Annotated in this window: 23 protein-coding genes and 1 tRNA gene; 17 read left to right on the top strand and 7 right to left on the bottom strand. The window is 37.9% G+C overall.

The features are described from left to right. The first annotated feature begins 20 nt into the window (after positions 1–20). Entirely contained in the window at positions 21–512 is a 492-nt protein-coding gene (eco, locus tag RHO15_09140; GenBank protein ID WVD63624.1) for a serine protease inhibitor ecotin, read from the top strand. Between the two features lie 71 nt (positions 513–583). On the opposite strand, the gene tolC is transcribed toward eco, so the two are convergent. Further along, on the bottom strand, positions 584–1,942 hold the full coding sequence (gene tolC, locus RHO15_09135) for an outer membrane channel protein TolC (GenBank protein ID WVD63623.1): 1,359 nt from the start codon (positions 1,940–1,942) through the stop codon (positions 584–586). A 142-nt stretch (positions 1,943–2,084) separates the two neighbouring features. On the opposite strand from tolC, the gene nudF reads away from it, so the two are divergent. Both nudF and cpdA read left to right on the top strand, forming a co-directional pair. Next, complete coding sequence (gene nudF / locus RHO15_09130) at positions 2,085–2,720, top strand: ADP-ribose diphosphatase (GenBank protein WVD63622.1); 636 nt, start codon at positions 2,085–2,087, stop codon at positions 2,718–2,720. Between the two features lie 139 nt (positions 2,721–2,859). Further along, a complete protein-coding gene (gene cpdA / locus RHO15_09125) occupies positions 2,860–3,690 on the top strand; it encodes a 3',5'-cyclic-AMP phosphodiesterase (protein WVD63621.1) in 831 nt (276 codons plus the stop codon). A gap of 12 nt (positions 3,691–3,702) precedes the next feature. On the opposite strand, the gene RHO15_09120 is transcribed toward cpdA, so the two are convergent. The 6 genes from RHO15_09120 to fldA all read right to left on the bottom strand — a co-directional run bounded on the left by RHO15_09120 (position 3,703) and on the right by fldA (position 7,805). Beyond that, positions 3,703–4,056: an HI1450 family dsDNA-mimic protein gene (locus RHO15_09120; protein ID WVD63620.1), complete on the bottom strand. Its 354-nt coding sequence runs from the start codon at positions 4,054–4,056 to the stop codon at positions 3,703–3,705. Between the two features lie 29 nt (positions 4,057–4,085). Beyond that, positions 4,086–5,555 carry a cardiolipin synthase gene (gene cls, locus RHO15_09115; GenBank protein ID WVD63619.1) on the bottom strand — a complete coding sequence of 490 codons (1,470 nt, stop codon included), beginning with the start codon at positions 5,553–5,555 and terminating at the stop codon, positions 4,086–4,088. Positions 5,556–5,560: 5 nt separating this feature from the next. Beyond that, entirely contained in the window at positions 5,561–6,019 is a 459-nt protein-coding gene (gene yciA / locus RHO15_09110) for an acyl-CoA thioester hydrolase YciA (protein WVD63618.1), read from the bottom strand. 14 nt (positions 6,020–6,033) lie between these two features. Then, on the bottom strand, positions 6,034–6,579 hold the full coding sequence (locus tag RHO15_09105; protein ID WVD63617.1) for a septation protein A: 546 nt from the start codon (positions 6,577–6,579) through the stop codon (positions 6,034–6,036). Between the two features lie 73 nt (positions 6,580–6,652). Further along, entirely contained in the window at positions 6,653–7,099 is a 447-nt protein-coding gene (gene fur / locus RHO15_09100; protein ID WVD63616.1) for a ferric iron uptake transcriptional regulator, read from the bottom strand. Between the two features lie 193 nt (positions 7,100–7,292). Further along, complete coding sequence (gene fldA, locus RHO15_09095) at positions 7,293–7,805, bottom strand: flavodoxin FldA (GenBank protein WVD63615.1); 513 nt, start codon at positions 7,803–7,805, stop codon at positions 7,293–7,295. A gap of 185 nt (positions 7,806–7,990) precedes the next feature. Here fldA and sucC point away from each other — a divergent pair, with 185 nt between their 5' ends. The 14 genes from sucC (at position 7,991) to rpoE (ending at position 22,757) form a co-directional block, all read left to right on the top strand. Continuing rightward, a complete protein-coding gene (gene sucC / locus RHO15_09090; GenBank protein ID WVD63614.1) occupies positions 7,991–9,166 on the top strand; it encodes an ADP-forming succinate--CoA ligase subunit beta in 1,176 nt (391 codons plus the stop codon). A 20-nt stretch (positions 9,167–9,186) separates the two neighbouring features. After that, positions 9,187–10,059 carry a succinate--CoA ligase subunit alpha gene (gene sucD / locus RHO15_09085; protein ID WVD63613.1) on the top strand — a complete coding sequence of 291 codons (873 nt, stop codon included), beginning with the start codon at positions 9,187–9,189 and terminating at the stop codon, positions 10,057–10,059. 190 nt (positions 10,060–10,249) lie between these two features. After that, entirely contained in the window at positions 10,250–11,815 is a 1,566-nt protein-coding gene (locus tag RHO15_09080) for a cytochrome ubiquinol oxidase subunit I (protein WVD63612.1), read from the top strand. Between the two features lie 26 nt (positions 11,816–11,841). Beyond that, positions 11,842–12,978, top strand: coding sequence for a cytochrome d ubiquinol oxidase subunit II (cydB, locus tag RHO15_09075; GenBank protein WVD63611.1), 1,137 nt, complete (start codon positions 11,842–11,844; stop codon positions 12,976–12,978). 474 nt (positions 12,979–13,452) lie between these two features. Further along, on the top strand, positions 13,453–13,848 hold the full coding sequence (gene ybgC, locus RHO15_09070; GenBank protein WVD63610.1) for a tol-pal system-associated acyl-CoA thioesterase: 396 nt from the start codon (positions 13,453–13,455) through the stop codon (positions 13,846–13,848). Between the two features lie 6 nt (positions 13,849–13,854). After that, the gene (gene tolQ / locus RHO15_09065) at positions 13,855–14,526 is read left to right on the top strand and encodes a protein TolQ (GenBank protein WVD64996.1); all 672 of its coding nucleotides are present in this window, start codon (positions 13,855–13,857) and stop codon (positions 14,524–14,526) included. A gap of 4 nt (positions 14,527–14,530) precedes the next feature. Further along, positions 14,531–14,953, top strand: coding sequence for a colicin uptake protein TolR (gene tolR / locus RHO15_09060; protein ID WVD63609.1), 423 nt, complete (start codon positions 14,531–14,533; stop codon positions 14,951–14,953). Between the two features lie 160 nt (positions 14,954–15,113). Further along, complete coding sequence (gene tolA / locus RHO15_09055) at positions 15,114–16,085, top strand: cell envelope integrity protein TolA (protein ID WVD63608.1); 972 nt, start codon at positions 15,114–15,116, stop codon at positions 16,083–16,085. A gap of 174 nt (positions 16,086–16,259) precedes the next feature. After that, positions 16,260–17,555 carry a Tol-Pal system beta propeller repeat protein TolB gene (tolB, locus tag RHO15_09050; GenBank protein ID WVD64995.1) on the top strand — a complete coding sequence of 432 codons (1,296 nt, stop codon included), beginning with the start codon at positions 16,260–16,262 and terminating at the stop codon, positions 17,553–17,555. Positions 17,556–17,593: 38 nt separating this feature from the next. Continuing rightward, positions 17,594–18,097 (top strand): peptidoglycan-associated lipoprotein Pal, encoded by a 504-nt coding sequence (gene pal, locus RHO15_09045; GenBank protein WVD63607.1) that lies wholly within the window; start codon positions 17,594–17,596, stop codon positions 18,095–18,097. Positions 18,098–18,212: 115 nt separating this feature from the next. After that, positions 18,213–18,935 carry a tol-pal system protein YbgF gene (gene ybgF, locus RHO15_09040; GenBank protein ID WVD63606.1) on the top strand — a complete coding sequence of 241 codons (723 nt, stop codon included), beginning with the start codon at positions 18,213–18,215 and terminating at the stop codon, positions 18,933–18,935. 119 nt (positions 18,936–19,054) lie between these two features. Next, a tRNA-Lys gene (locus RHO15_09035) sits at positions 19,055–19,130 on the top strand. A gap of 202 nt (positions 19,131–19,332) precedes the next feature. Continuing rightward, the gene (locus tag RHO15_09030; protein WVD63605.1) at positions 19,333–21,813 is read left to right on the top strand and encodes a class I adenylate cyclase; all 2,481 of its coding nucleotides are present in this window, start codon (positions 19,333–19,335) and stop codon (positions 21,811–21,813) included. A 374-nt stretch (positions 21,814–22,187) separates the two neighbouring features. Continuing rightward, positions 22,188–22,757, top strand: a complete 570-nt coding sequence (gene rpoE / locus RHO15_09025) for an RNA polymerase sigma factor RpoE (protein ID WVD63604.1) — start codon at positions 22,188–22,190, stop codon at positions 22,755–22,757. Positions 22,758–22,763 lie beyond the last annotated feature (6 nt).

Below are 22,763 nucleotides of genomic sequence, written 5' to 3'. Positions count from 1 at the left end.
TTTTGAGAGGAGAAGTTCCTATGAAACAGATTTTCACTGTTTTAGCATCATGTTTAGTCCTGACTGCCTGTAGTAATATGGCGGCTAAGAATTCTATTCCTAATGTCAATGAGTTTGCCCCTTATCCTGATAAACCGGCTGGTTATTTGCGTTCAGTCATCTATTTACCGCAGTTAACCGACGAGCAAGCGAGCAAAGTCGAGTTAATGATTGGCAAGGATATGGTGGTTGATTGTAATACGCAGACATTAGTCGGTAATATTCAACAAAAGACATTAGCGGGCTGGGGGTATAGTTATTATACGGTTGAAACGACAGGCAATGCGATTTCAACATTGATGGCTTGTCCTGAAAACACTGGAGTTACAAAATTTGTGACCATGACTGCGCCTAATATGCTTATCGATTATAACAGTAAATTACCGATTGTGGTCTATGCACCAAGTGATTTGCAAGTAAAATATCGCGTTTGGTCGGCAAACAGCAAGCAGTTAGACGCCATTGTCCAATAAAATTATCTTCTGCTAAAGATAAAAGAAGCCATCTTATTAGATGGCTTTTTTACATAAAAGCATAACGAGTATTATTCACTCATCTCGCTCATCGGAATAATCGTATCAACATTCATGCCGAGCATATTATTTAAATAGACCAAATCACTGATACTTAATGTACCTGTCGAATATTTCATATTTAATAAACTGGTTAAATAAGTATACTTCGCATTTGATAACTGCTGTTTTGCATTATAAAGCGTTGAAGTTGCCGATAAAACATCAACAATGGTCCGTGTTCCCACTTTATAACCAGACTCTGTCGCATCGAGAGAGCTCTGTGCGGAAATAACGGTTTGTTGATAGGCTTTAATCGAACTAATGGATGCTGAAATATTGTTATGCGCTGAACGCACTTGGTTAACAACTGTTCGGTTAGCATTCTCAAGTTGTTCGCTATAATCTACATAATTGTATTGTGCCTGTTTCACTTTTGAATGGGTTGCACCACCTGAGAAAATAGGCATTTGTAGATTTAATGACACGGCGTTAGAGCCATTAATTTGATTATTATTGTTTTGATATTGCGCTGAAAGTTGATCACCATAATAATCAGTACGACCTAAATTCGACGTCGCTTGTAAGGTTAATGTTGGTAGATGGCCTGATTCAGCGAGTCTAATTTGTTCTTTAGCCAGTTCTTGACCTAACTTAGCGGTTAATAATGATAAATTATTTGATTGAGCCAGTTCAAGGAGACCATTAATATTTTCTGGTAGGGCAGTTTTAAACGTTTTTGGATTCACGCTGGCTAAACTCGGATAAAAACGACCTGTCACTAAACGAAGATTTTCAATGTTATTGTTTAAGGTATTATGCGCCGAAACTAATTGTGCAATCGTTTGGTCATAGTTAGCCTGAACGTTTTGTACATCAGTAATGGCGACGAGTCCAACACGATGTTTTTGTCTGGTTTGCTCTAACTGACGATATAAAGAGTTCTTTTGTGCTTGTAGCACTTCGAGCGCATCGATTGCGCGCAGAACCTCAAAGTAAGCGGTAGCCGTATTCAGTATTAATTGTTGTTCTTGGTTTTCATAAGAGATATCTTGTAGTGCAGCTTGTTTTTCAGTGATATCAAGCTGTTTCCAAGCTGCGAAATTAAAAAGACTTTGAGATAATGAAAGACCGAGTGATTTATTTTTGTTGTTCTGATTGTCACTTGCTCTTGCGCCGTGGGTGACGCCGTATGAACCGGTTAAACCAATTTGTGGTAATAAAGCGGCTCTGTCACCAGAAATCGCGGCATAAGCTTTGTCTCTTTGTGCCGCGGCACTAAATAGCGTTGGATTGTTCGATTTTGCTTGCTCATAAACTTGAATCAAATCTTCTGCTGAAGCGTATTGACTCAGACATAATCCGATTATAATTGGCAATACTTTTTTCATGGATCTTCCCTTTGGTATTATCAAACTGCTACAATTAAATTGCTGTTTACGTGATTCTATCAGAATATTTGTATATATAAAGTTCGGTTTGTATTTATAAGCATTTTTTATTCAATTTTTATACTTTTTTTGGGATACGTGTATGAAAGAAAAGCTGGATACTCCTATCATTTATAGTAAAAATGATGTGAAAGATTTGACTAAACGATCACTTTATAAAGGTTTTTTATCATTGATGGAATATCGTTTTCGCTATCGAAAATTTGATGGTTTGATGAGTGAAGAGATTACTCGAGAGATTCTCGAAAGAACGCCAGCTGTGATACTATTGGCTTATGATCCTAAACGTGACAATGTGATTTTAATTGAGCAGATTAGAATCGCGGCTATTGAGGTTCAAGACACGCCGTGGGTATTAGAGTTAGTGGCAGGTATGGTTGATAAACCTGGGGAGTCACTTGAAGAGGTGGTGCGTCGGGAAGCGATGGAAGAGGCGGGTATAACTATTGGCCGTTGTAAACCGATTCTGAGTTATATGGCCAGTCCTGGTGGACTAACTGAGAAACTTCATATTTTTCTGGGTGAAGTGGATTCTAGCACGGCAAAAGGTATCCATGGTTTAGCAGAAGAGAATGAAGATATTAAAGTGCATGTTGTTAGTCGTGAACAGGCCTATCAATGGGTTGAATGTGGAGAGATTAATAATGCTGCTTCGGTGATAGCCTTACTTTGGCTTGAGCTACATCATCAATCGATAAAACAAGATTGGTTAAAGTAGTTTTATCGCTATTTTTAATAACTTAATATATTATTTTTAATAAAAAATGTGCGTTGTTCGGCAGATTTATTTTATTGTTTAATCTATTATTTATGGACGATTAAAGTTTGCATGTGGATGAGAGGATTTTCGTTTTAGTATGTTTTTAACAACATCGATTGCTCAAAAGAACAAAACCAATATTCGTCTGCTGCATATTACTGATACGCATCTTTTTGCTAATTCCGAAGATGAACTTTTAGGGGTTAGCACGAATCACTGTTTTCACTTAGTCATGGAGCATATTGAGCAGCATCAAGACAATTACGATCTGATTGTGGCTACGGGTGATTTTGTCCAAGATGGCTCGAAAGAAGCTTATAGGATATTTGCTTCAAGAGTCGCTCAACTTTCGATTCCCTGTGTTTGGTTACCGGGCAATCATGATATGAAGCGTCATATCACGGCGGTATTTTCGCAATATCATTTACTCAGTGAAAAAGTCGTTTTATTAGGTGATAGTTGGTTAGTCATTTTACTTGATAGTCAGGTAGATGGACAAGCTTATGGTTATTTATCACAAGCACAGCTCAATTTATTAAACGATACACTAGCGCAACATCCCAATCGATACATTTTAGTTTTACTGCATCACCATCCGGTTATGTCGGGATGTGAGTGGCTTGATCAACACTGTTTAAAGAACAGAGAAGTACTTGAGGATATTGTCATGAATTATGTTCAGATTCGCGGCGTGGGTTTTGGACATATTCATCAGGTCATTGAACAGGCTTGGGAGCACTGCTTAATGTTTTCGACGCCATCAACTTGTGTTCAATTCAAACCTAACTGTCGTGATTTTACACTGGAAGAGAATTCACCCGGATGGCGTGATATTATATTATCGAATAACGGTACCATGACGACAGCGGTAAAGCGATTGGATTCATTTTCAATCTGCCCAGATATGACGCTCACTGGATATAAATAAATTTGATATTGGTTACTCTTTCCAAAGGATATGGCATAATTTGTTCGATTTATCTCGAGATAGCAATATTCTGGCGAAAATATCATTGATCTGTTCACTCTCGCCTGTTAGGCCAATAACCACTTCGGCAAATTCTTCATCATTATCTAAATCAATCTCTGTTACGTGATCCTGCCAAAACAGGGGTTCAGGTACATATAATTCTGCCGCACCTATCTCTTCAAATTGTAGATTAAACAAGATCGCATCGGTCTGATCTAAATTATCGAGTGCGAGCTCGAGAAAAATATCATAGGCTGTATCAATCACTTCGTCATCAGTCATCAGATTATCAGTGTTTTCAGTGTTTTCATGGTGATTTGTCATCGCTTTGTCCTTTGATTCAAGTCATGTGATTAGAGTAAGGGAGCAAATAAGTAAAAAATTCGCTCAACCATATGTTGCCAAAAAGGCCGTTTTAGCCATGCTTGCTTGTTAATCGGGATTGAATTAGCAAGATAGCTATCAAGTAATTGATGCATGTCATGGCCAAAGGTTAAATCGTCGATAACACTGGTTATCTCAAAATTTAACCATAAGCTGCGCATATCCAGATTCACGGTTCCAACAAAGCTAACTTGTTCATCGATAAGGACACTTTTGGTATGTAACAGATTATGTTGAAACTCAAAAATTTTAATATTTGCCTCTAATAACTCAGTAAAAAATGCTCGACTTGCCCATTTTACCATGACTGAATCAACTTTCTCAGGCACAATAATAATGACTTCAACCCCTCTTTGTGAGACCGTACATAAAGCGTTGAGAATATCATCGCTTGGTACAAAATAAGGCGTAGTCAGAATGATTTTTTTCTGTGCCGCATAGATAGCGGTAAGCAGTACCTGATGAATCATATTTTCACTATAACCGGGACCTGATGCAACAAGCTGTAGCGTGTGGCCTTGCTCATCTGGTGAAACGGCTAAATGTGTCACTTTGGGTAACTCCAAATGGGCACCGGTTTCTAATTCCCAATCGCTAGTATAAATTGTCGACATTAAAGCGGAAATAGGTCCATTCATTCGAAGCATTACATCGACCCATTCGCCAACATTTTTATCTTGTTTAAAATAACGCGGATCAACAATATTCATACTGCCAGTATAAGAGATATGATTGTCGATAATGACCATTTTTCGGTGTTGTCTTAAGTCGAGCCGACGAAAAACAAAGCGCAATAAATTGACTTTGAGCACTTCAATTAATTCAATACCGGCTGCTTTCATATGATGACAGTCTGTTGTGCGTAAGAATTGACGGCTACCTGCTGAATCTAACATTAATCGGCATTTAACGCCACGTTGGGCCGCCCGAATTAAGGCTGCTTCAACCTCATTGGCACGACCACCTTTGCTCCAAATATAAAAGACCAATTCAATATTGGATGTTGCGGAATCAATATCCTGAATCAGGCGATCAAAGACTTGGTTAGCGCTGGTAAGTAACTCGATTTGGTTGCCAATAATACCATTCAAACCAGTATGATGTTTGCAAAGTTGAAAAATAGGTTTGGCAACAGGGCTGACTTCTGAGGTGAAAATGGTTGGGTAATTCTTGAGTTGGTGGATAAAGTGTGATATCTGTTTTTGTTGCTTTTGTGCTCTTGTAACTCGCATTTTACCTAGATGAACTTCTCCTAACAGCAAATATAAAATAATACCCAAAAAAGGAATCAAATAAATAACGAAAAGCCAAGAGACAACATAAGTAGTTGGCCGTCGACGAGTGATAATTCTTATCGTAATGACAACGACCAATAGCCAGTGTGTGAAAAAAATTGCGGTACTGAGTATCGCGTAAAATTCACTGAGCGATATTTTCATAAAGATTAATCATAATCATTGAGTTTGCACGCGGCAATCTCAGTTACATTGAGATTTTGATGCTGTTCTGGCAGCGCTTTGGGAACAAAGTGTTTATCAACAGCAACATAGGTAAATTCGGCTTCAGTAATGCAGTAACGTTCACCAATACGACTATAATCGGTAACTTTTTTAACCCAAACCTCAATGGCAATTGTCAGTGAAGTGCGGCCTGTTTTAAGGCATTTTGCATAACAACAAACAACATCACCGACCATCGCTGGTTTAAGAAATGTAATGCCACTGACATTGACGGTGACGACGCGACCTTTAGCGATCTCTTTTGCTAATATTGCGCCGCCCAGATCCATTTGTGACATAATCCAGCCACCAAATACGTGGCCATAAGGATTGGTATCTGCAGGCATAGCTAATGTACGAAGTACTAGTTGGCCAGTTGGCTGAGTTTTTTGTTTAACTTCCATTTTTACTCCTACATCTAGTTATTATTCAGTTTGCTTTTATCCATACTTTTATAGATATAAAGACCGGTCATAAGCGTAAATAAGAGTGTTATAGCCGGTAATATAAACACTTTAAACGTTGCCCAAAACTCTTCAGACATAAAATAGGTTACATACAGGTTAGCCATCGCGCAGAGTGCGAAAAATAGAATCCAGGCTAAATTAATCCGATTCCAGACCTGATCATTTAATACTATCTCTTTGTTTAGCAGTTTCTGTAAAAGGGGGTTTTTAAAGATAAATTGACTAACAGCTAAGATTATAGCAAATAGCATATACAAAATGGTGACTTTCCACTTAATAAAATCTGGATTATGGAAATAGAGCGTCATGGCACCAAAAATCATAATCATGAAATAGGTAAATAGTGCAATTTTCTCAATTTTTTTAAAAATAATGCCGGCGATAATCAAACAAATTGTTGATGCAATCATGAGAGCCGTTACACCAACGTAAATATCATACATTTTAAATAACACAAAAAATATAACTAATGGAATAAAATCAAGAAGTTGTTTCATTCAAAATACCTAAAATAGAGTGCCAGAATCAATGCTTGAGGCGCTATTAAATAGCGCATCCTAAAGCGAATAATTATTTTTTATTATGAACGGATGAATCTTTTTTACAATTACCCGTATTACAGTGGCCATAAAGGTATAGGCTATGATTGGTTAGATTGATACCATGTTTAGCTGCAATCTCTTTTTGTCTTTGTTCTATAATTTCATCACGGAACTCAAATACTTCTCCACAGTCCAGACAAATTAAGTGATCATGATGATTTTGGTATGCGAGTTCGAAAACCGCTTTACCGCCTTCAAAATTATGTCTGGTTACAATGCCAGCGTCATCAAATTGATTGAGTACTCGATAAACCGTGGCCAGACCGATTTCCTCACCAAGATCTAATAGTTTTTTATATAAATCTTCTGCGGTGATATGCTGATATTTAGGATCTTGCAATAACTCTAAAATTTTCAGTCGTGGTAAAGTGATTTTTAAACCGGCTTTTTTTAAGGCTAAGTTATTGTCAGTCATGAATATTCTCTTAACTATGATGGATAATGATTCTCATTATAGAATTATTGTTATAAAAAAGACATCAATTACTATGATGGAAGATTTCAATAACCTAATAGGATGATGGTCTATCGTAAATTTAGAGTTGAAGAACAGGAAAATTAGCTACTATTGGTCATACTATCGATAGCAGCTAAATCATAGATATTTGTTATAAACTCATCTCAGCTGAGACTTGTTTTATCCATTGATTGATGCGTTGTGCAGTCAATTCAGGTTGACGGTCTTCATCAATGGTTAAACCAACGAAATGTTCATCATCAACTAGGCTTTTAGATGCCTCAAAATGATAACCTTCTGTTGACCAATGTCCGACAACTTTAGCACCTTTATTTGCAATGATTTCATGTAATGTGCCCATGGCATCACAAAAATATTCAGCGTAGTCTTCTTGATCGCCACAACCAAAAATAGCCACAGTTTTGCCAGTGAAATCAATCTCTTCTAACGCTGGGAAAAAGTCATCCCAATCGCATTGAGATTCACCGTAATACCAAGTTGGAATACCAAAAAATAGATACTCATACTGTTCAATATTTTCTTTGGTACTTTTTGCGATATCATACAATTGAGCAACATCATTACCTAATTGAGCTTGAATGAGTTTTGCAACGTTTTCCGTATTACCTGTATCGCTACCAAAAAAAATGCCAACTTTCGCCATGGTTTTGTATCCTATTTACATGTTGAATAATTTTTTTAGTATAACATTGGTTATTGCAAACCAGCAATAATTCTCATTTCTTTACTACACAATTACATCATATTGAATTAAACTTAAACGTAATCGCCGAAACCAATAAAGTAATCTCTTGTTTATATTATAAATAAAATACGGAACTATAATTTATGAATCTGCACGAATATCAATCAAAACAACTTTTTAAACAATATGGGTTGCCTGTTCCTGAAGGGTACGTGTGCAATTCAATTGATGAAGTTCATGAAATTTTAACTTTAATTTCTTCGCAGGCAATATCCGGTGCATGGGTGGTTAAATGTCAAGTGCATGCAGGGGGGCGAGGTAAAGCGGGGGGGGTAATTTGTACGCAGAATTTACACGATATTACTCAATTTGCTGAAAAATGGTTAGGACATAATTTAGTTACCTATCAGACGGATAGTCAGGGCCAACCGGTCAATCAAATCTTAATTGAAAGGGCCTCTGAGATCAAAAAAGAGCTCTATTTGGGTGCGGTGGTCGATCGTAGTTCTAAAAGAGTTGTGATTATGGCTTCTACTGAAGGTGGTGTGGATATTGAATCCGTTGCTATCAACTCGCCGGAACTTATTCATAAAGTCGCCCTAGATCCTTTGACGGGACCATGTGCTTATCAAGGCCGTGAGCTGGCTTTTAAACTCAATCTCTCTGGCAAGCAAATTAATCAATTTACCAAAATATTTATGGGCTTTGCGATACTTTTTTTACAAAATGATGTGGCGCTTGCTGAGATCAATCCTTTAGTGATAACCGCTTCTGAAACATTAATTTGTTTAGATGCGAAAATCGTATTAGACGAAAATGCATTATATCGTCATCCTGATTTGAACGTACTTCGTGATACAACCCAAGAAGATGAGCGTGAATCGCAAGCTTCAAAACAGGGGATTAGTTACGTTTCACTCGACGGTTCGATTGGCTGTATGGTCAATGGTGCAGGCCTGGCAATGGCCACCATGGATATCATTAAATTATATGGTGGTGAGCCGGCAAACTTTTTAGATGTCGGTGGTGGAACGACAAAAGAGCGGGTAACTGAAGCATTTAAACTGATTTTATCCGATAGTAAAGTTAAAGCAATATTAGTCAATATTTTTGGTGGTATTGTCCGCTGTGATCTGATTGCCGATGGTATTATTGCCGCGATCAAAGAGATTGGTCTTTCCGTCCCGGTTGTGGTACGTCTTGAAGGTAATAATGCTGATTTAGCGCGTAAGATTTTATCTGACAGCAAACTTAATGTGATAACGGCAGAAGGTTTAGCGGATGCCGCGCAAAAAATTACTGCAGCAGTAAAAGAATAAATGAATGGAGCATATTACTTATGTCAATTTTAATCGATAAAAATACCAAAGTCATTTGTCAGGGATTCACCGGCAGTCAAGGTAGTTTCCATTCACAGCAAGCGCTCGCTTACGGCACAAAGTTAGTGGGTGGTGTCACACCGGGGAAAGGTGGTACAACACATTTGGGGCTGCCAGTATTTGATACCGTGAAAGAGGCTGTTTTGGCAACAGGTGCTACTGCAACAGTCATCTATGTTCCTGCTGCTTTTGGTAAAGATGCTATTTTAGAAGCAATTGATGCGGGGATTAAACTCGTTGTCTGTATCACTGAAGGTATTCCCACTTTAGATATGTTGATTATCAGAGAAAAATTATTACAAGCGGATGTCTTTATGATTGGTCCTAACTGTCCGGGGATTATTGTTCCAGAGCAATGCAAAATCGGCATTATGCCAGGTCATATTCATCAGGTTGGTAAAGTGGGTATTGTTTCGCGTTCAGGCACCTTAACTTATGAAGCCGTTAAACAGACAACTGATGCAGGCTTAGGGCAATCTACTTGTGTCGGTATTGGTGGCGATCCGATCCCGGGTTCCGATTTTGTTTCAGTATTAAAACTATTTGAACAAGATCCACAGACTGAAGCTATTGTGATGATCGGTGAGATCGGCGGTAGTGCCGAAGAAGAAGCGGCAGATTATATTCGCCAATATGTGACTAAACCGGTTATCGGTTATATCGCCGGCGTGACAGCACCAACAGGCAAGAGAATGGGACACGCTGGGGCGATTATTACTGGCGGTAAAGGTACTGCAGATGAGAAGACGCAAGCACTTGAATTAGCTGGAGTTACTGTGGTTTCAAGCTTGACGGAAATTGGCGCAGCGGTAAAACAACGACTGTTTGGTTAAAATTTGATATTTATCAAACTTTACAAATCGTTATTTGTATACAATACTATTACCAATTTTTTGCTATTTTTTTTTGTTATTTTTTTAAGTTAGGAATAGATATCTATTCTGGGCAAGATATCATCTAAACGATGTTTTGTTCATTATTGTTATCGGAAATAATCATGTCCTGTAGGACTTTGGAGCTAAAATGTTGTTGGATGTCGTTGAACTATCGAGATTGCAATTTGCTCTAACCGCTTTATATCATTTCATTTTTGTACCATTAACGTTAGGTTTAGCGTTTTTGTTAGCGATTATGGAAACGATATATGTTGTTAGTGGCAAGCAAATCTATAAAGATATGGTGAAGTTTTGGGGCAAGTTATTCGGTATTAACTTTGCACTAGGTATTGCTACGGGTCTTACTATGGAGTTCCAGTTTGGAACCAATTGGTCTTACTACTCTCACTATGTAGGGGATATTTTCGGTGCCCCTCTGGCCATTGAAGCCCTGATGGCTTTCTTTTTAGAATCGACATTCGTCGGTATATTCTTTTTTGGTTGGGATCGCATGAGCAAAGGTAAACATCTAATGGTTACCTGGCTTGTAGCTTTAGGATCGAACTTATCAGCACTTTGGATCTTAATTGCCAATGGTTGGATGCAAAATCCAATTGGGTCAGAATTCAACTACGAAACTATGCGAATGGAAATGAGTAGCTTTAGTGATTTAGTTTTTAATTCTGTTGCGCAATTTAAATTCTTCCATACCGTGTCAGCAGGTTATGTTACGGGTTCAGTATTTGTTCTTGGTGTCAGTTCATACTACCTACTTAAGGGGCGCGATACTGCTTTTGCTAAGCGCTCTTTTGCAGTAGCGGCGGTATTTGGTTTTTGTGCTTGTATCTCATTAATTATGATGGGTGATGAAGCAGGTTATGAAATGAGAGAAGTTCAGCCAACTAAACTTGCAGCGATTGAAGCTGAATGGGAAACCTCTCCAGCGCCTGCTTCTTTTGTTTTAGTTGGTTTACCTGATCAGAAAGAGATGCGCAATAACTATACGATTGAAATTCCTTATTTAATGGGTCTTATAACCACACGTAGTTTGGATACGCAAGTTCTTGGTCTGAAAGATATTATGAAAGCGAATGAAGTTCGAATTCGTAATGGTATGATTGCTTATGATAATTTAGAAAAATTAAGAAAAGGGAGTCAAGATCCTGCGGTAAGACAACTATTCGATAAATATAAAGATGATTTAGGCTATGGATTATTACTTCAGCGTTTTGTACATGCGGATAATCTGACGATTCCACAAGCGACTGAGTCTCAAATTCAAGCTGCTGTGAATGATTCAATTCCACAAGTGTTCCCATTATATTGGTCTTTCCGTATTATGGTAGCATTAGGTTTCTTACTGCTTATTGGTATTGCTGGTGCTGTGTGGGTGACTTTTAAAGATAAGATTGGTCAAAAACGCTGGTTACACCGTTTATTATTAATTAGTATCCCATTCCCATGGATTGCGTGTGAGTGTGGTTGGTTTGTGGCTGAATATGGCCGTCAGCCATGGGCAATTCAGGGTATTTTACCTACTGGTGTAGCTAACTCATCGTTAACGTCGAGTGACGTTTTGATTTCAATGCTTCTGATTTGTGGGTTATATACGCTATTTTTAGTGGCTGAAATGTTCTTAATGTTCAAATTTGCTCGTTTAGGACCAAGTAGCTTAAAAACTGGTCGTTATCATTTTGAACAAACTCAACACTAATTGATAGCTGATAAGGAGTATACACAATGTTTGATTATGAAGTTTTGCGCTTTATATGGTGGGTGCTAATTAGTGTTTTATTAATTGGTTTTACTGTTACAGATGGTTTTGATATGGGCGTTGGGATTCTATCACCATTTATCGGTAAATCTGATAGTGAACACCGTATTATGATCAATTCTGTTGCGCCACATTGGGATGGTAATCAGGTTTGGTTAATTACTGCTGGCGGTGCGCTATTTGCGGCATGGCCGATGGTTTATGCTGCTGCATTCTCTGGTTTCTATTTCGCGATGATTCTGGTACTTTGTGCGCTGTTTTTTAGACCATTGGCGTTTGATTACCGCTCTAAATTAGAACCAGGTAAATGGCGTACAATGTGGGATTGGGGACTATTTATTGGTAGTTTTGTTCCCGCATTAGTTTTTGGGGTAGCTTTTGGTAATTTATTACAAGGTGTGCCTTTCAGAGTTGATGAGTTATTACGTGTCCACTATGAAGGTAGTTTCTTTGGTTTACTCAATCCATTCGCATTGCTTACTGGTATCGTTAGTTTAACGCTGATCATTACTCAAGGCGGTGCTTGGTTACAGATGAAGACCAAAGGTGAGCTCTATTTACGTGCGCGCAAAGCAACGCAAATTTCTACTTTAGTGCTGATGGTCGCGTTTATTTTGGCTGGAATTTGGGTTGTTTTTGGTATTAACGGCTATGTCGTAACCAGTGATCTCAGCCACGTTGCTGCATCAAATCCGCTTAATAAAACGGTCGCATCGGGTGTGTCTTGGCTGGCAAATTATGATCGTATGCCAATGCTATGGATTATTCCTTTATTAGGTGCCGTACTGCCTTTATTAACGATTCTGTTTTCATCATTAAATAAAAGCGCGATGGTTTTCATCTGTTCTTCGTTGACTATCGCTTGTGTGTTATTAACTTTCGGTATTACAACGTTCCCATTCATTATGCCTTCTAGCATTATGCCTGATGTAAGTTTAACTATGTGGGATGCAACGTCTAGTCTGAAAACATTATCAATTATGACTATTGTCGCGATTATTTTTGTGCCGATCATTTTATTATATACCTCTTGGTGTTATGCCAAAACGTTTGGTCGCTTAGATAAAGACTTTATCGAAGAAAATAAACATTCCCTATACTAACCTTTACTGGAGGATAAACAGATGTGGTATTTAATTTGGTTTCTCGCTATCTTGTTAGCTTCTTGTCTGGCGGTTATTACAGGAATTTGGGTCGACAGAAGAGAAGATGATAAAAAAAATTAATCTTTTCATTAGATTATAACTTTGATGTTTAAGATGCGCGCCTAAATGGCGCGTATTTTTTTATACGCAGAGAGACAAGCGATGACTAGTGTGATTATTTTTTAATTGTCAGGATAATTATAATGTCTGATAATATCCTATGTTTAAATTAAAATGATAATTGTTTTCATATCTAAGCTGTTATATTATTTTGTATGATATGATGAGTAAGCTGATTTGCTTTAGGCAAATGTAACAAACAGGTTCATTTTATGATTTGCGTTTTGTCTTAAACGCAATAAGGCCAACTGTTTTATCGGCAATTAGATAATAAATTAACATGATCAATTTTATTAATGGTTAGGTTATATTGTGAAAGAGTTTAGCTGGCAAGCCCGCGTTTATTATGAAGATACCGATGCTGGTGGTGTTGTTTATCATGCGCGATATGTGGCTTTTTATGAAAGAGCTCGTACTGAAATGTTAAGATATTCAGGTATCAGCCAAGATAATTTGCTGAAGGAAAATATCGCCTTTGTCGTAAAGCAGATGACGATTGATTATGTGTCAGCGGCTCGATTAGATGATTTGTTGACCATCGAATCTTCTATTGCCCAGGTGAGAAACGCATCTTTGACATTTAATCAGACGATTTGCGATCAGAATCAACGATTAATTAGTCGTGCAACTGTTTTGATTGCTTGTGTAAATACAACTAAAATGAAGCCAATAGCGCTTCCTAAAAATATGATGATGGAGTTTATGTAAGTGGATATGAATATCATTGACCTGTTTTTCAAAGCAGGTATCTTGGTTAAATGTGTAATGCTTGTGTTGCTAGCTTTTTCAGTAGGTTCTTGGGCAATTATCATTCAAAAAAGCCGTGTTTTGAAACAGACGAATAAGCAAATTGATGAGTTTGATGAAAAATTCTGGCATACCGAAGATCTCAGTAAGCTCTATGAGTCATGCCATTCCGATAAAGAAAATCTTAGCGGTACTTCACTTATCTTTTACGCAGGTTTCAAAGAGTTTTCACGCCTATATAAAATCAATCCAGAAATGCCAGAGGCTTCACTTAGCGGCGCATCACGCGCGATGCGTTTAGCGATGAATCGCGAATTAGATGCGCTTGAAACACAGGTACCTTTTTTAGGTACTGTTGGTTCAATTAGTCCTTATATCGGTCTATTTGGTACGGTATGGGGGATTATGCATGCCTTTATTGCGTTGGGTTCGGCTAAACAAGCCACTTTACAATTAGTTGCGCCAGGGATTGCTGAGGCATTAGTCGCAACGGCAATTGGTCTATTTGCCGCGATACCGGCTGTAATGGCTTATAACCGTTTAAATGTTCGTATCGGGCATGTTGATCAAAAGTACGCCAACTTTATCGATGAATTTACAGCTATTCTTCAGCGCCAAGCGGTTGCAGTTAGGAAGTAATGATATGAGTCGACGTAATAAGCGTTATGAGACAAAATCTGAAATTAACATTGTACCTCTGTTAGATGTACTCTTAGTGCTAGTCTTAATATTTATGGCGACTGCACCAATTATCAGTCAAAGTGTTGAAGTTGATCTGCCAGAAGCTTCGCAATCTAAAACGGTTTCAACCTCGGATAATAAACCGATTATTGTTGAAGTGTCCGATAGTGGTGTCTATACCCTTATCATTGATCAAAATCGTCAAGCCAATTTGCCAGCAGAGCAGATTGTTTCAGAAGTAAAACAGCAAATTGCGCTAAATGATAAAGCGATTTTCTTAGTAGGCGGAGCAAAAAATGTACCCTATGAAGAGATTATCAAAGCACTCAATTTACTTCAGACCGCTGGTGTAAAATCTGTTGGTTTAATGACGCAACCTATTTAACTTTTGATTGTCTAATATATTCATGCTTAATTTTAGATACACGTTATTGGTGCGTGTATCTAAAACCTATCAAATAATCCCAGCCACAGTAGATGATTATTTTAGGTAATAGTGCGACAATAATTCAAATTTAGGTTTTAGGAAAGAATATTAGGAAATTATGTCAAAAAAGAATACACCTAAACTCAGATTATCAGTTATTTTTTCAATAGCTTTGCATTTAGGCGTACTGGCATTACTTGCATACAGCGCATTTATTTCTATTTCACCGGTTGTCGGTGATAATGGCAATGCTGTTGATGCCATTATGGTTGATCCTAAGATCGTGACCGAACAGTATCAGCGTCAAATGCAACAAAAAACAGCGGTGCAAGAGGCTGAAAAACAGCGACAACAACAATCAGAACAACGCGCCAAAGAGTTGCAAGATAAACAGGCGCAGGAGCAGCAGCGTATCAAGGATTTGGAAAAAGAACGCTTAGCGGCGTTATCCAAGCGACAAGAAGAGGCAGCTGCAGCGCAAGCCGCTCAGGAAGCGAAACAACAAGCAGAAGCTGCCGCTGCTCAGGCAAAAATGCAGCTTGAAGAACAGCAAAAACAAATATTATTGGCACAACAAAAAGCCGAACAAGAGGCCAAGTTAAGAGCGGCGCAAGCACTCGCTGAAAAGCAACGTATAGAAAAAGAAAGAGCCGCCGCCGAAGCGGAAAAACAGAAAGCGGTTGCTGAGGCCCAGAAAGCGAAAGTCGAAGCGGATAACTTAAAGCAAAAAGCAGCAGAAGAGTCAAACAGACAAGCGGCAGTTAATGATATTTTAGGTGATTTAACCTCAGCTAAGCCTAAAGTACAGCAAGGCGTATCAAGTGCTGAAAAAGATCGTTATATCAGTCTAGTCAATAACGCGATTAAGAATAAATTTTTGAATGCAAACAGCTATATCGGTAAATCCTGTTCAATTAAGCTCACAATAGCCCGAGATGGTTTACTATTAAGTGTATCAGGAACCGATGGTGACCCGGTGTTATGTCGAGAAGCAATTTCAGCGGCTAAGTCGGCCGTTATCCCCAAGCCGGCAACCGATGCTTTATATCAGGAAGTGAAGAATATGGATATTGTATTTACCCCTCGTTAGTTAATGGTTTGGATGCTGGTTGTAGACTAAAAAGTCAATCAGCCTATTGATAATATCGTGATAGTTGTCTCAATCAGATGACAGAAATAGATTACAATAGTTGAATTGAATTAAAATTATAAAAAATGAAACTATGCCGATTAATTTAAGCTTATTTAAAGGTGGATTGTAATGATTAAATCTCTATACAAAATAACAATAGGATGTCTGTTGTTGTGTTTAAGTATAGCCAGTTATGCTGACGTGAGAATTGTTATCACTGATGGTGTAAATACAGCTAAGCCTATCGCAATTGTTCCCTTTAAGTGGAGTGGTGTTGGTGAAGCGCCGCTTAATATTGATGAAGTGATTGCTGCCGATTTGCGTAATAGTGGTCAATTTAATCCAATTAAAACCAGTGATATGCCGAAGATGCCTGAAACACCTTCAGCAGTAAATGCACAAGATTGGCGTAAATTGGGTATTGATGCTGTTGTCATTGGTAGTATTCAGCCAGGTAATGATGGTAATTATCTTATTACCTATCAAATGGTCGATACCTTGAATACTCCTGGTGCGATTTTATCTCAAAACCAGTATTCTGTGGCTAAGCGTTGGTTACGATATGCCGCTCATACGGCGAGTGACGAAATTTTTGAGACACTAACGGGTAAGAAAGGGGCTTTCCGTACTCGAATAGCTTATATTGTGAAGACAACCAATAGCAAATTTACCGATGAGTTACGCATTGCTGATTATGATGGATACGATCAAATCGTCGTGCATAAATCAACTGAACCTCTAATGTCGCCAGCATGGTCTCCTGATGGTAAAAAACTGGTTTATGTGACATTTGAGGGGGGGCACTCATCACTTGTGATGAAAACATTAGAAACCGGTGCTCTGGAAACAATTGCGGCATTTCCTCAACATAATGGTGCGCCCGCATTTTCGCCGGATGGTCGTAAACTGGCATTTGCACTATCTAAAGATGGCAGCCTGAATATTTACGTTATGGATATGCAAACCCGCAATATTACTCGAGTGACCTCTGGTCGGAGTAATGATACGGAACCTTCGTGGATGCCAGATAATCAGACATTGGTTTATACCTCAGATCAGGCCGGGCGTCCGCAATTATATACGATTAATATCAATGGTGGCACACCACAACGTTTAACCTGGGATGGTTTGCAAAATCAGGATCCGAGTGTATCACCTGATGGTCGTTTTGTGGCTATGATCACAACAACACCAAATGGACAATTTATCAATCGCTATGATTTTGATACGGGTGCTTATCAGATTTTAACCAATACTTTTTTAGATGAAACTCCGAGTGTTTCACCTAATAGCATGATGATTATTTATAGTTCGACACAAGGGCTTGGTTCTATTTTAAATTTAGTTTCAGCTGATGGTCGTTTTAAAGCCACGTTACCTGCAACTGATGGTCAGGTTAGATTTCCAGCCTGGTCACCATATTTGTAGTTTCTAAATAAGTTAGTCTCTTAATGTAAGGAATGATTATGCAATTTTCTAAATTGGTTAAAGGATTATTAATCGCATTACCTGTGATTGCTATCACAGCATGTTCATCAACAAATAGTGGTAGTGAGGATAGTAATGCCGGTGCAACAACCACCAGTGCTAATGGATGGGCTTTAAACACCTCAGCTAGCACCAGTGCACAACTACAGCAATTACAAAATCAAAATACCATCTATTTTGATTTTGATAAATACGATATTAAACCGGATTTTGCGCAAGTATTAGATAACCATGCCACATTTTTACGTGGCAATCCATCCTTCACTATTGTGATTGAAGGTCATGCGGATGAGCGTGGAACACCTGAATATAATATCGCTTTAGGTGAACGTCGTGCTAATGCGGTTAAAGCTTATTTACAAGGTCGTGGCGTTTCAGCTTCGCAGATAAAGATTGTGTCTTACGGTAAAGAGAAACCTTCAGTATTAGGTCATACTGAAAGTGCGTATGCTAAAAATCGTCGCGCAGTTATTGTTTACTAATTATTGTCTAGATAACAGCTATGTTAAAAAGTAGCTGTTATTTCTATCTATCTGTTAATTATTGCTATTATTTATTCTATGTTTAAATTTTATAGCGATGAGTCGAGATTCTATTATGTTAAAAAAATATAGTGTTATTTTTGCTCTGTTATCGACCTCATTTATGGCTCATGCGGTATCTACATCAGAATTAGAGCGTATTGTGACAGCGCAAGGTCAGCTATTAACTGAATATCAGCAACAAATTACTGATTTAGAGCAAGAGGTGGATGTATTAAGAGGGCAGTTACAAGAAACGACCTATAAACTCGATCAAACGATTGAACGACAAAAATCTATTCTCCAACAAATGGCGGCTGACTCGACCACTAATGCTGCATCATCCTCGGCAAACCAAACTAATAATCAAGCTACCGAATCGTCAACAACGACCGGTTTGAGTGACTGGAAGCCAACTGGCAATGATAAAAATGATTATAACTATATCGTCAGCTTTATATTGCAAGGTAAAGAGAAAAAAAATGCTATTGTAGCACTTCAGCAATTTGTCAAAACCTATCCAAAATCGGTTTATCAGGCCAATGCTAACTACTGGTTAGGTCAAGTCAATTATGGATTAGCACAAAAAAATGATGCTTCTTACTACTTTGCTTATGTGATTAAAAACTATCCTCAATCGGCTAAAGCTAGCGAGAGCATGTATAAATTAGGTCTGATTTTGTTGGAACAAGGTGAAAAAGTAAAAGCTAAAACAATTTTTCAGCAAGTTATCGCTCAATATCCAAAAGATGCTGCGATCGTTAATCAGGCGAAGCAGCAATTGGCTAATTTGCAGTAATATGCATCAATATGTTTGAATATCATGCAATTAAATAAAATTTATAACAAAAGGGGTTGCACAAAATAATAATCTCAGTATTATAGCACCCCGAGATATCTTGTGATGTTTCACCAGTTGGGTCGTTAGCTCAGTCGGTAGAGCAGCGGACTTTTAATCCGTTGGTCGAAGGTTCGAATCCTTCACGACCCACCAACTTTGATTTGCTCTTTATCTTTGTTCCTCTGCATTTTATTTTTAACTCCTGTTTTAATCTCTATTTTTAATTTCAAATTCTTTCTAAATCACCGATTTGACATATTATAATAATCCACTTTACCTATTTCTGATAACATGATAGATTGCAGACAGCGTGCTTAATGTACGCCAATTCCGCTTATTCTGAGTATAGTATTCAATGCAATTCGACAAAGACAAACTAAATGATGAACTATTAAAGTTGGCTGATTTAAGGCGTGAACGTGCTTTGATCGGAATGTCTGATCATTATCAGTTTGTTTTTAAAATACTTCCCTGTCTATTTCATTTTCATTCACCTCAATTACCTGGATATGAGAGTGATGATGTAGTACACGGCATTGCTGATTATTCTCCCGATACCGCCATCTTAGCACAATTGAATATTCAACTTGATTCAGATGCAGCTGCCTCTCATGCTATTCCTAGAATTGCTGGTTTATATTCAATGGGAAGTACCAGCTCATTAGGTCAGTCGGAAAGTTCAGATTTAGATATTTGGATCTGTATTGAACAGCCACTTTCAAATGATGAAAAAAGTAAGTTGCTGCGAAAATGTCAGTTAATCGAAGCATGGGCAAAAACATTAGATGTCGAATTACTTTTCTTTATTGTCGACATTAATCGTTTTCGTAATAACTATCATGATTGCTTAATCGGGGATAATTGTGGTTCTGCACAGCATATTTTACTGCTTGAAGAGTTTTATCGTACCGCTAATTTGTTAGCGGGTAAATTATTATTGTGGTTTCGTGTGCCACCTGATTTGATTATTGACGGTATCCAATATCCTAATTATGAGTCCTGTATTGAAGTCTTAGTTAATAGCAAAGCCATCAATCCTGATAAGTGGATTGATTTTGGGTCGTTAATCTCGCTTTCTGCTCAAGAGTATTTTGGTGCCAGCCTATGGCAACTTTATAAAAGTATTGATTCGCCTTATAAAGCAGTACTAAAATCACTCTTATTAGAAGCTTATTCATGGGAATATCCCCAGACCCAATTTATTGCGCAGCAAATGAAGCAGCAGCTTCATGCATTCAAATTAGATCATTTTTATCTTGATCCCTACTATATGATGCTTGAAAAGGTGACGCACTATTTGCTGGCCATAGATGATCATGAACGCTTAGAATTAGCCCGACAGTGTTTTTATATTAAAATTAATGAGAAGTTATCTCTTAAAGCGTCTTCGCTCAATTGGCGACGACAGATTTTACAAACGCTGGTCAGCCAATGGGGATGGGATAACAATAAACTCATGCACTTAGATAGCTGCCAACAATGGAAAATTACCCAGGTTCGTCAGGTTTATAACGATTTACTCAATGCGATGATGACCAGTTATCGAAATTTGCTCAGTTTTGGACGTCGTAATAATTTGGACTCGTTAATTAGCCCACAAGATCTGGCCGTTCTTACCCGAAAATTGTATGCAACCTATGAGGTACTACCCGGTAAAGTCTCGATTATTAATCCAAATATCTCGACTGAACTTGCTGAGCAAGCTTTAACCTTTATTCATGTTAATGAGGATAGAGTAAACCGCGTTGGTTGGTATGTTTATGATAAAGAACCTAATATGAAATACACTACTGGGAGCAAATATCTGGAGTTTAGTCCTTCTTTATTGAAGCTTGTCGCCTGGTGTTATTTTAATAATTTAATTATGGCCAAGACTTCACTCTTTTTATGGGATAATGGTAAACGGGACGACAGCAAGCTATTGCAGTTAATTGCGGACTTAACGGCTTATTTCCCAATCAAGGTACCTGCAGCAACAGAAGAAGCATTATCGGGCTCTTTTGAGATTCGCCATCTTGCCATGATAATTAATTTAGAGCAGGACCCGACTGAAAATTTATCCTCTTCTGTTGAGGATCTTGAGCCATTATCGATAGATGTTTTGAATTATGGTGAAGGCGAAATCAGCTTGATTGGCTCGATTGACTTATTATATCGTAACTCATGGAATGAGATTAGAACACTTCACTTCACAGGTCAATCAAGTGTACTCGATGCGCTGCAGACGCTCTTGAATTTAATGCATAAAAATTCTGATGTGCCCGATTCTTTGGCGATTTTCTGCTATAGCCAACATCTTCAGTCGACGATTACTCAGCAACTAGAAACGCTAACTAAAAGGTGTGTTGAGCTACGACTGAGTTCAACGCAGCAGAATCTTGTTAAATTTAAACCGTTGCGTTTTGCTGGTAAATCCTGGGGACTGTTTTTCGAACGGCTTGGTGTTTCCGTTCATCGTTTTGATAATACTGTTGATTTTTATGGGGCAATTTCAAATAATAAATTGCAAGGCACGGCATTGAATATATTAGATAATGCCAATGAGCTCCCTGAAGCGATTGATAGTGTGGCTTGTGAAGGTATTATTCAGTTCTTTTTTGAGGATACCAAAGCGGGTTTTGATCTTTATATACTGAATGAATTCAATCAGATCGAGATTTATCGTCAATGTGATGGCAGTAAACATCGTATGATAAAGGACGTGAATGAGTTTTATACTTTATCCGACGATCGCTTTACTTTTGCCTCGAGCTCGTCGGTTAATTTCAATTTACCACAATTTTATGAAATCATTGTTAATAATGATGGTAAACGTCAAGTTATTCCTTTTGTTTAAAACGGTCATAATGCTTCAGATCAGCCGTTAGCAGACGGACTAATTTTTCTTATTTGTGTTAACTCGATTTTGACATCATGCCTCTTTTTAAGCCAATCACGCCATATCGATGATAGGTTATCGTTTTTCTTTTATCTGTAAATAAAAGATAAATTGCTGTTTTCATATTCATTACCTGAAAATAACACTAATAGTAACATATTGATTTAAATTGTTTTTTATTTGTTTTTTGCTAAAAAACTCCCATTTACTGGCAAATCAGCGTAAAATGCTTGGAACTTTTTCTTTTTATCGAACTCTAATCTAACGTAAAAGCTCATAAACTTTTCATATTGGGCCATGAAGATTAGTTATTTAAGGGGTATGGCCGGAGTATGGGTGAACAATTAACCGATGGTGTATTGGTTGAACGTGTTCTGCAAGGAGACAAAAATGCTTATAATCTGCTGGTTATTCGATACCAGAATAGGCTTGCGCATTTAGTTTCCAGATATGTATTACAGGCTGAAGTGCCGGATGTAGTTCAAGAAACATTTATAAAAGCTTATCGCTCTTTGGCTAGTTTTAAAGGCGAGAGTGTTTTCTATACATGGCTGTACAGAATTGCGGTCAATACAGCAAAAAATTATTTAACTGCGCAGGGACGCAGGCCTCCATCATCAGATATTGATGCGACAGAAGCAGAAAATTATGAAGGTGGTGAATATCTTCACGATATTGATAATCCCGAAAGTTTAATGTTGTCAGATGAAATTAAACGTGTTGTGTTTGGCACAATTGAGTCTCTTCCTGACGATTTAAAGACAGCAATTACGCTAAGAGAGATTGAAGGTCTTAGTTATGAAGAAATTGCTGAAATTATGAATACGCCCGTAGGCACAGTGCGTTCCCGAATTTTTAGAGCGCGTGAAGCGATAGACGAAAAAATAAAGCTGTTACTATAATTTTGT

The sequence above is a fragment of the Orbaceae bacterium lpD01 genome, from assembly GCA_036251705.1.
Lineage (GTDB): Bacteria > Pseudomonadota > Gammaproteobacteria > Enterobacterales > Orbaceae > Utexia > Utexia brackfieldae.
This window is presented reverse-complemented; position numbering and strand designations above follow the sequence as displayed.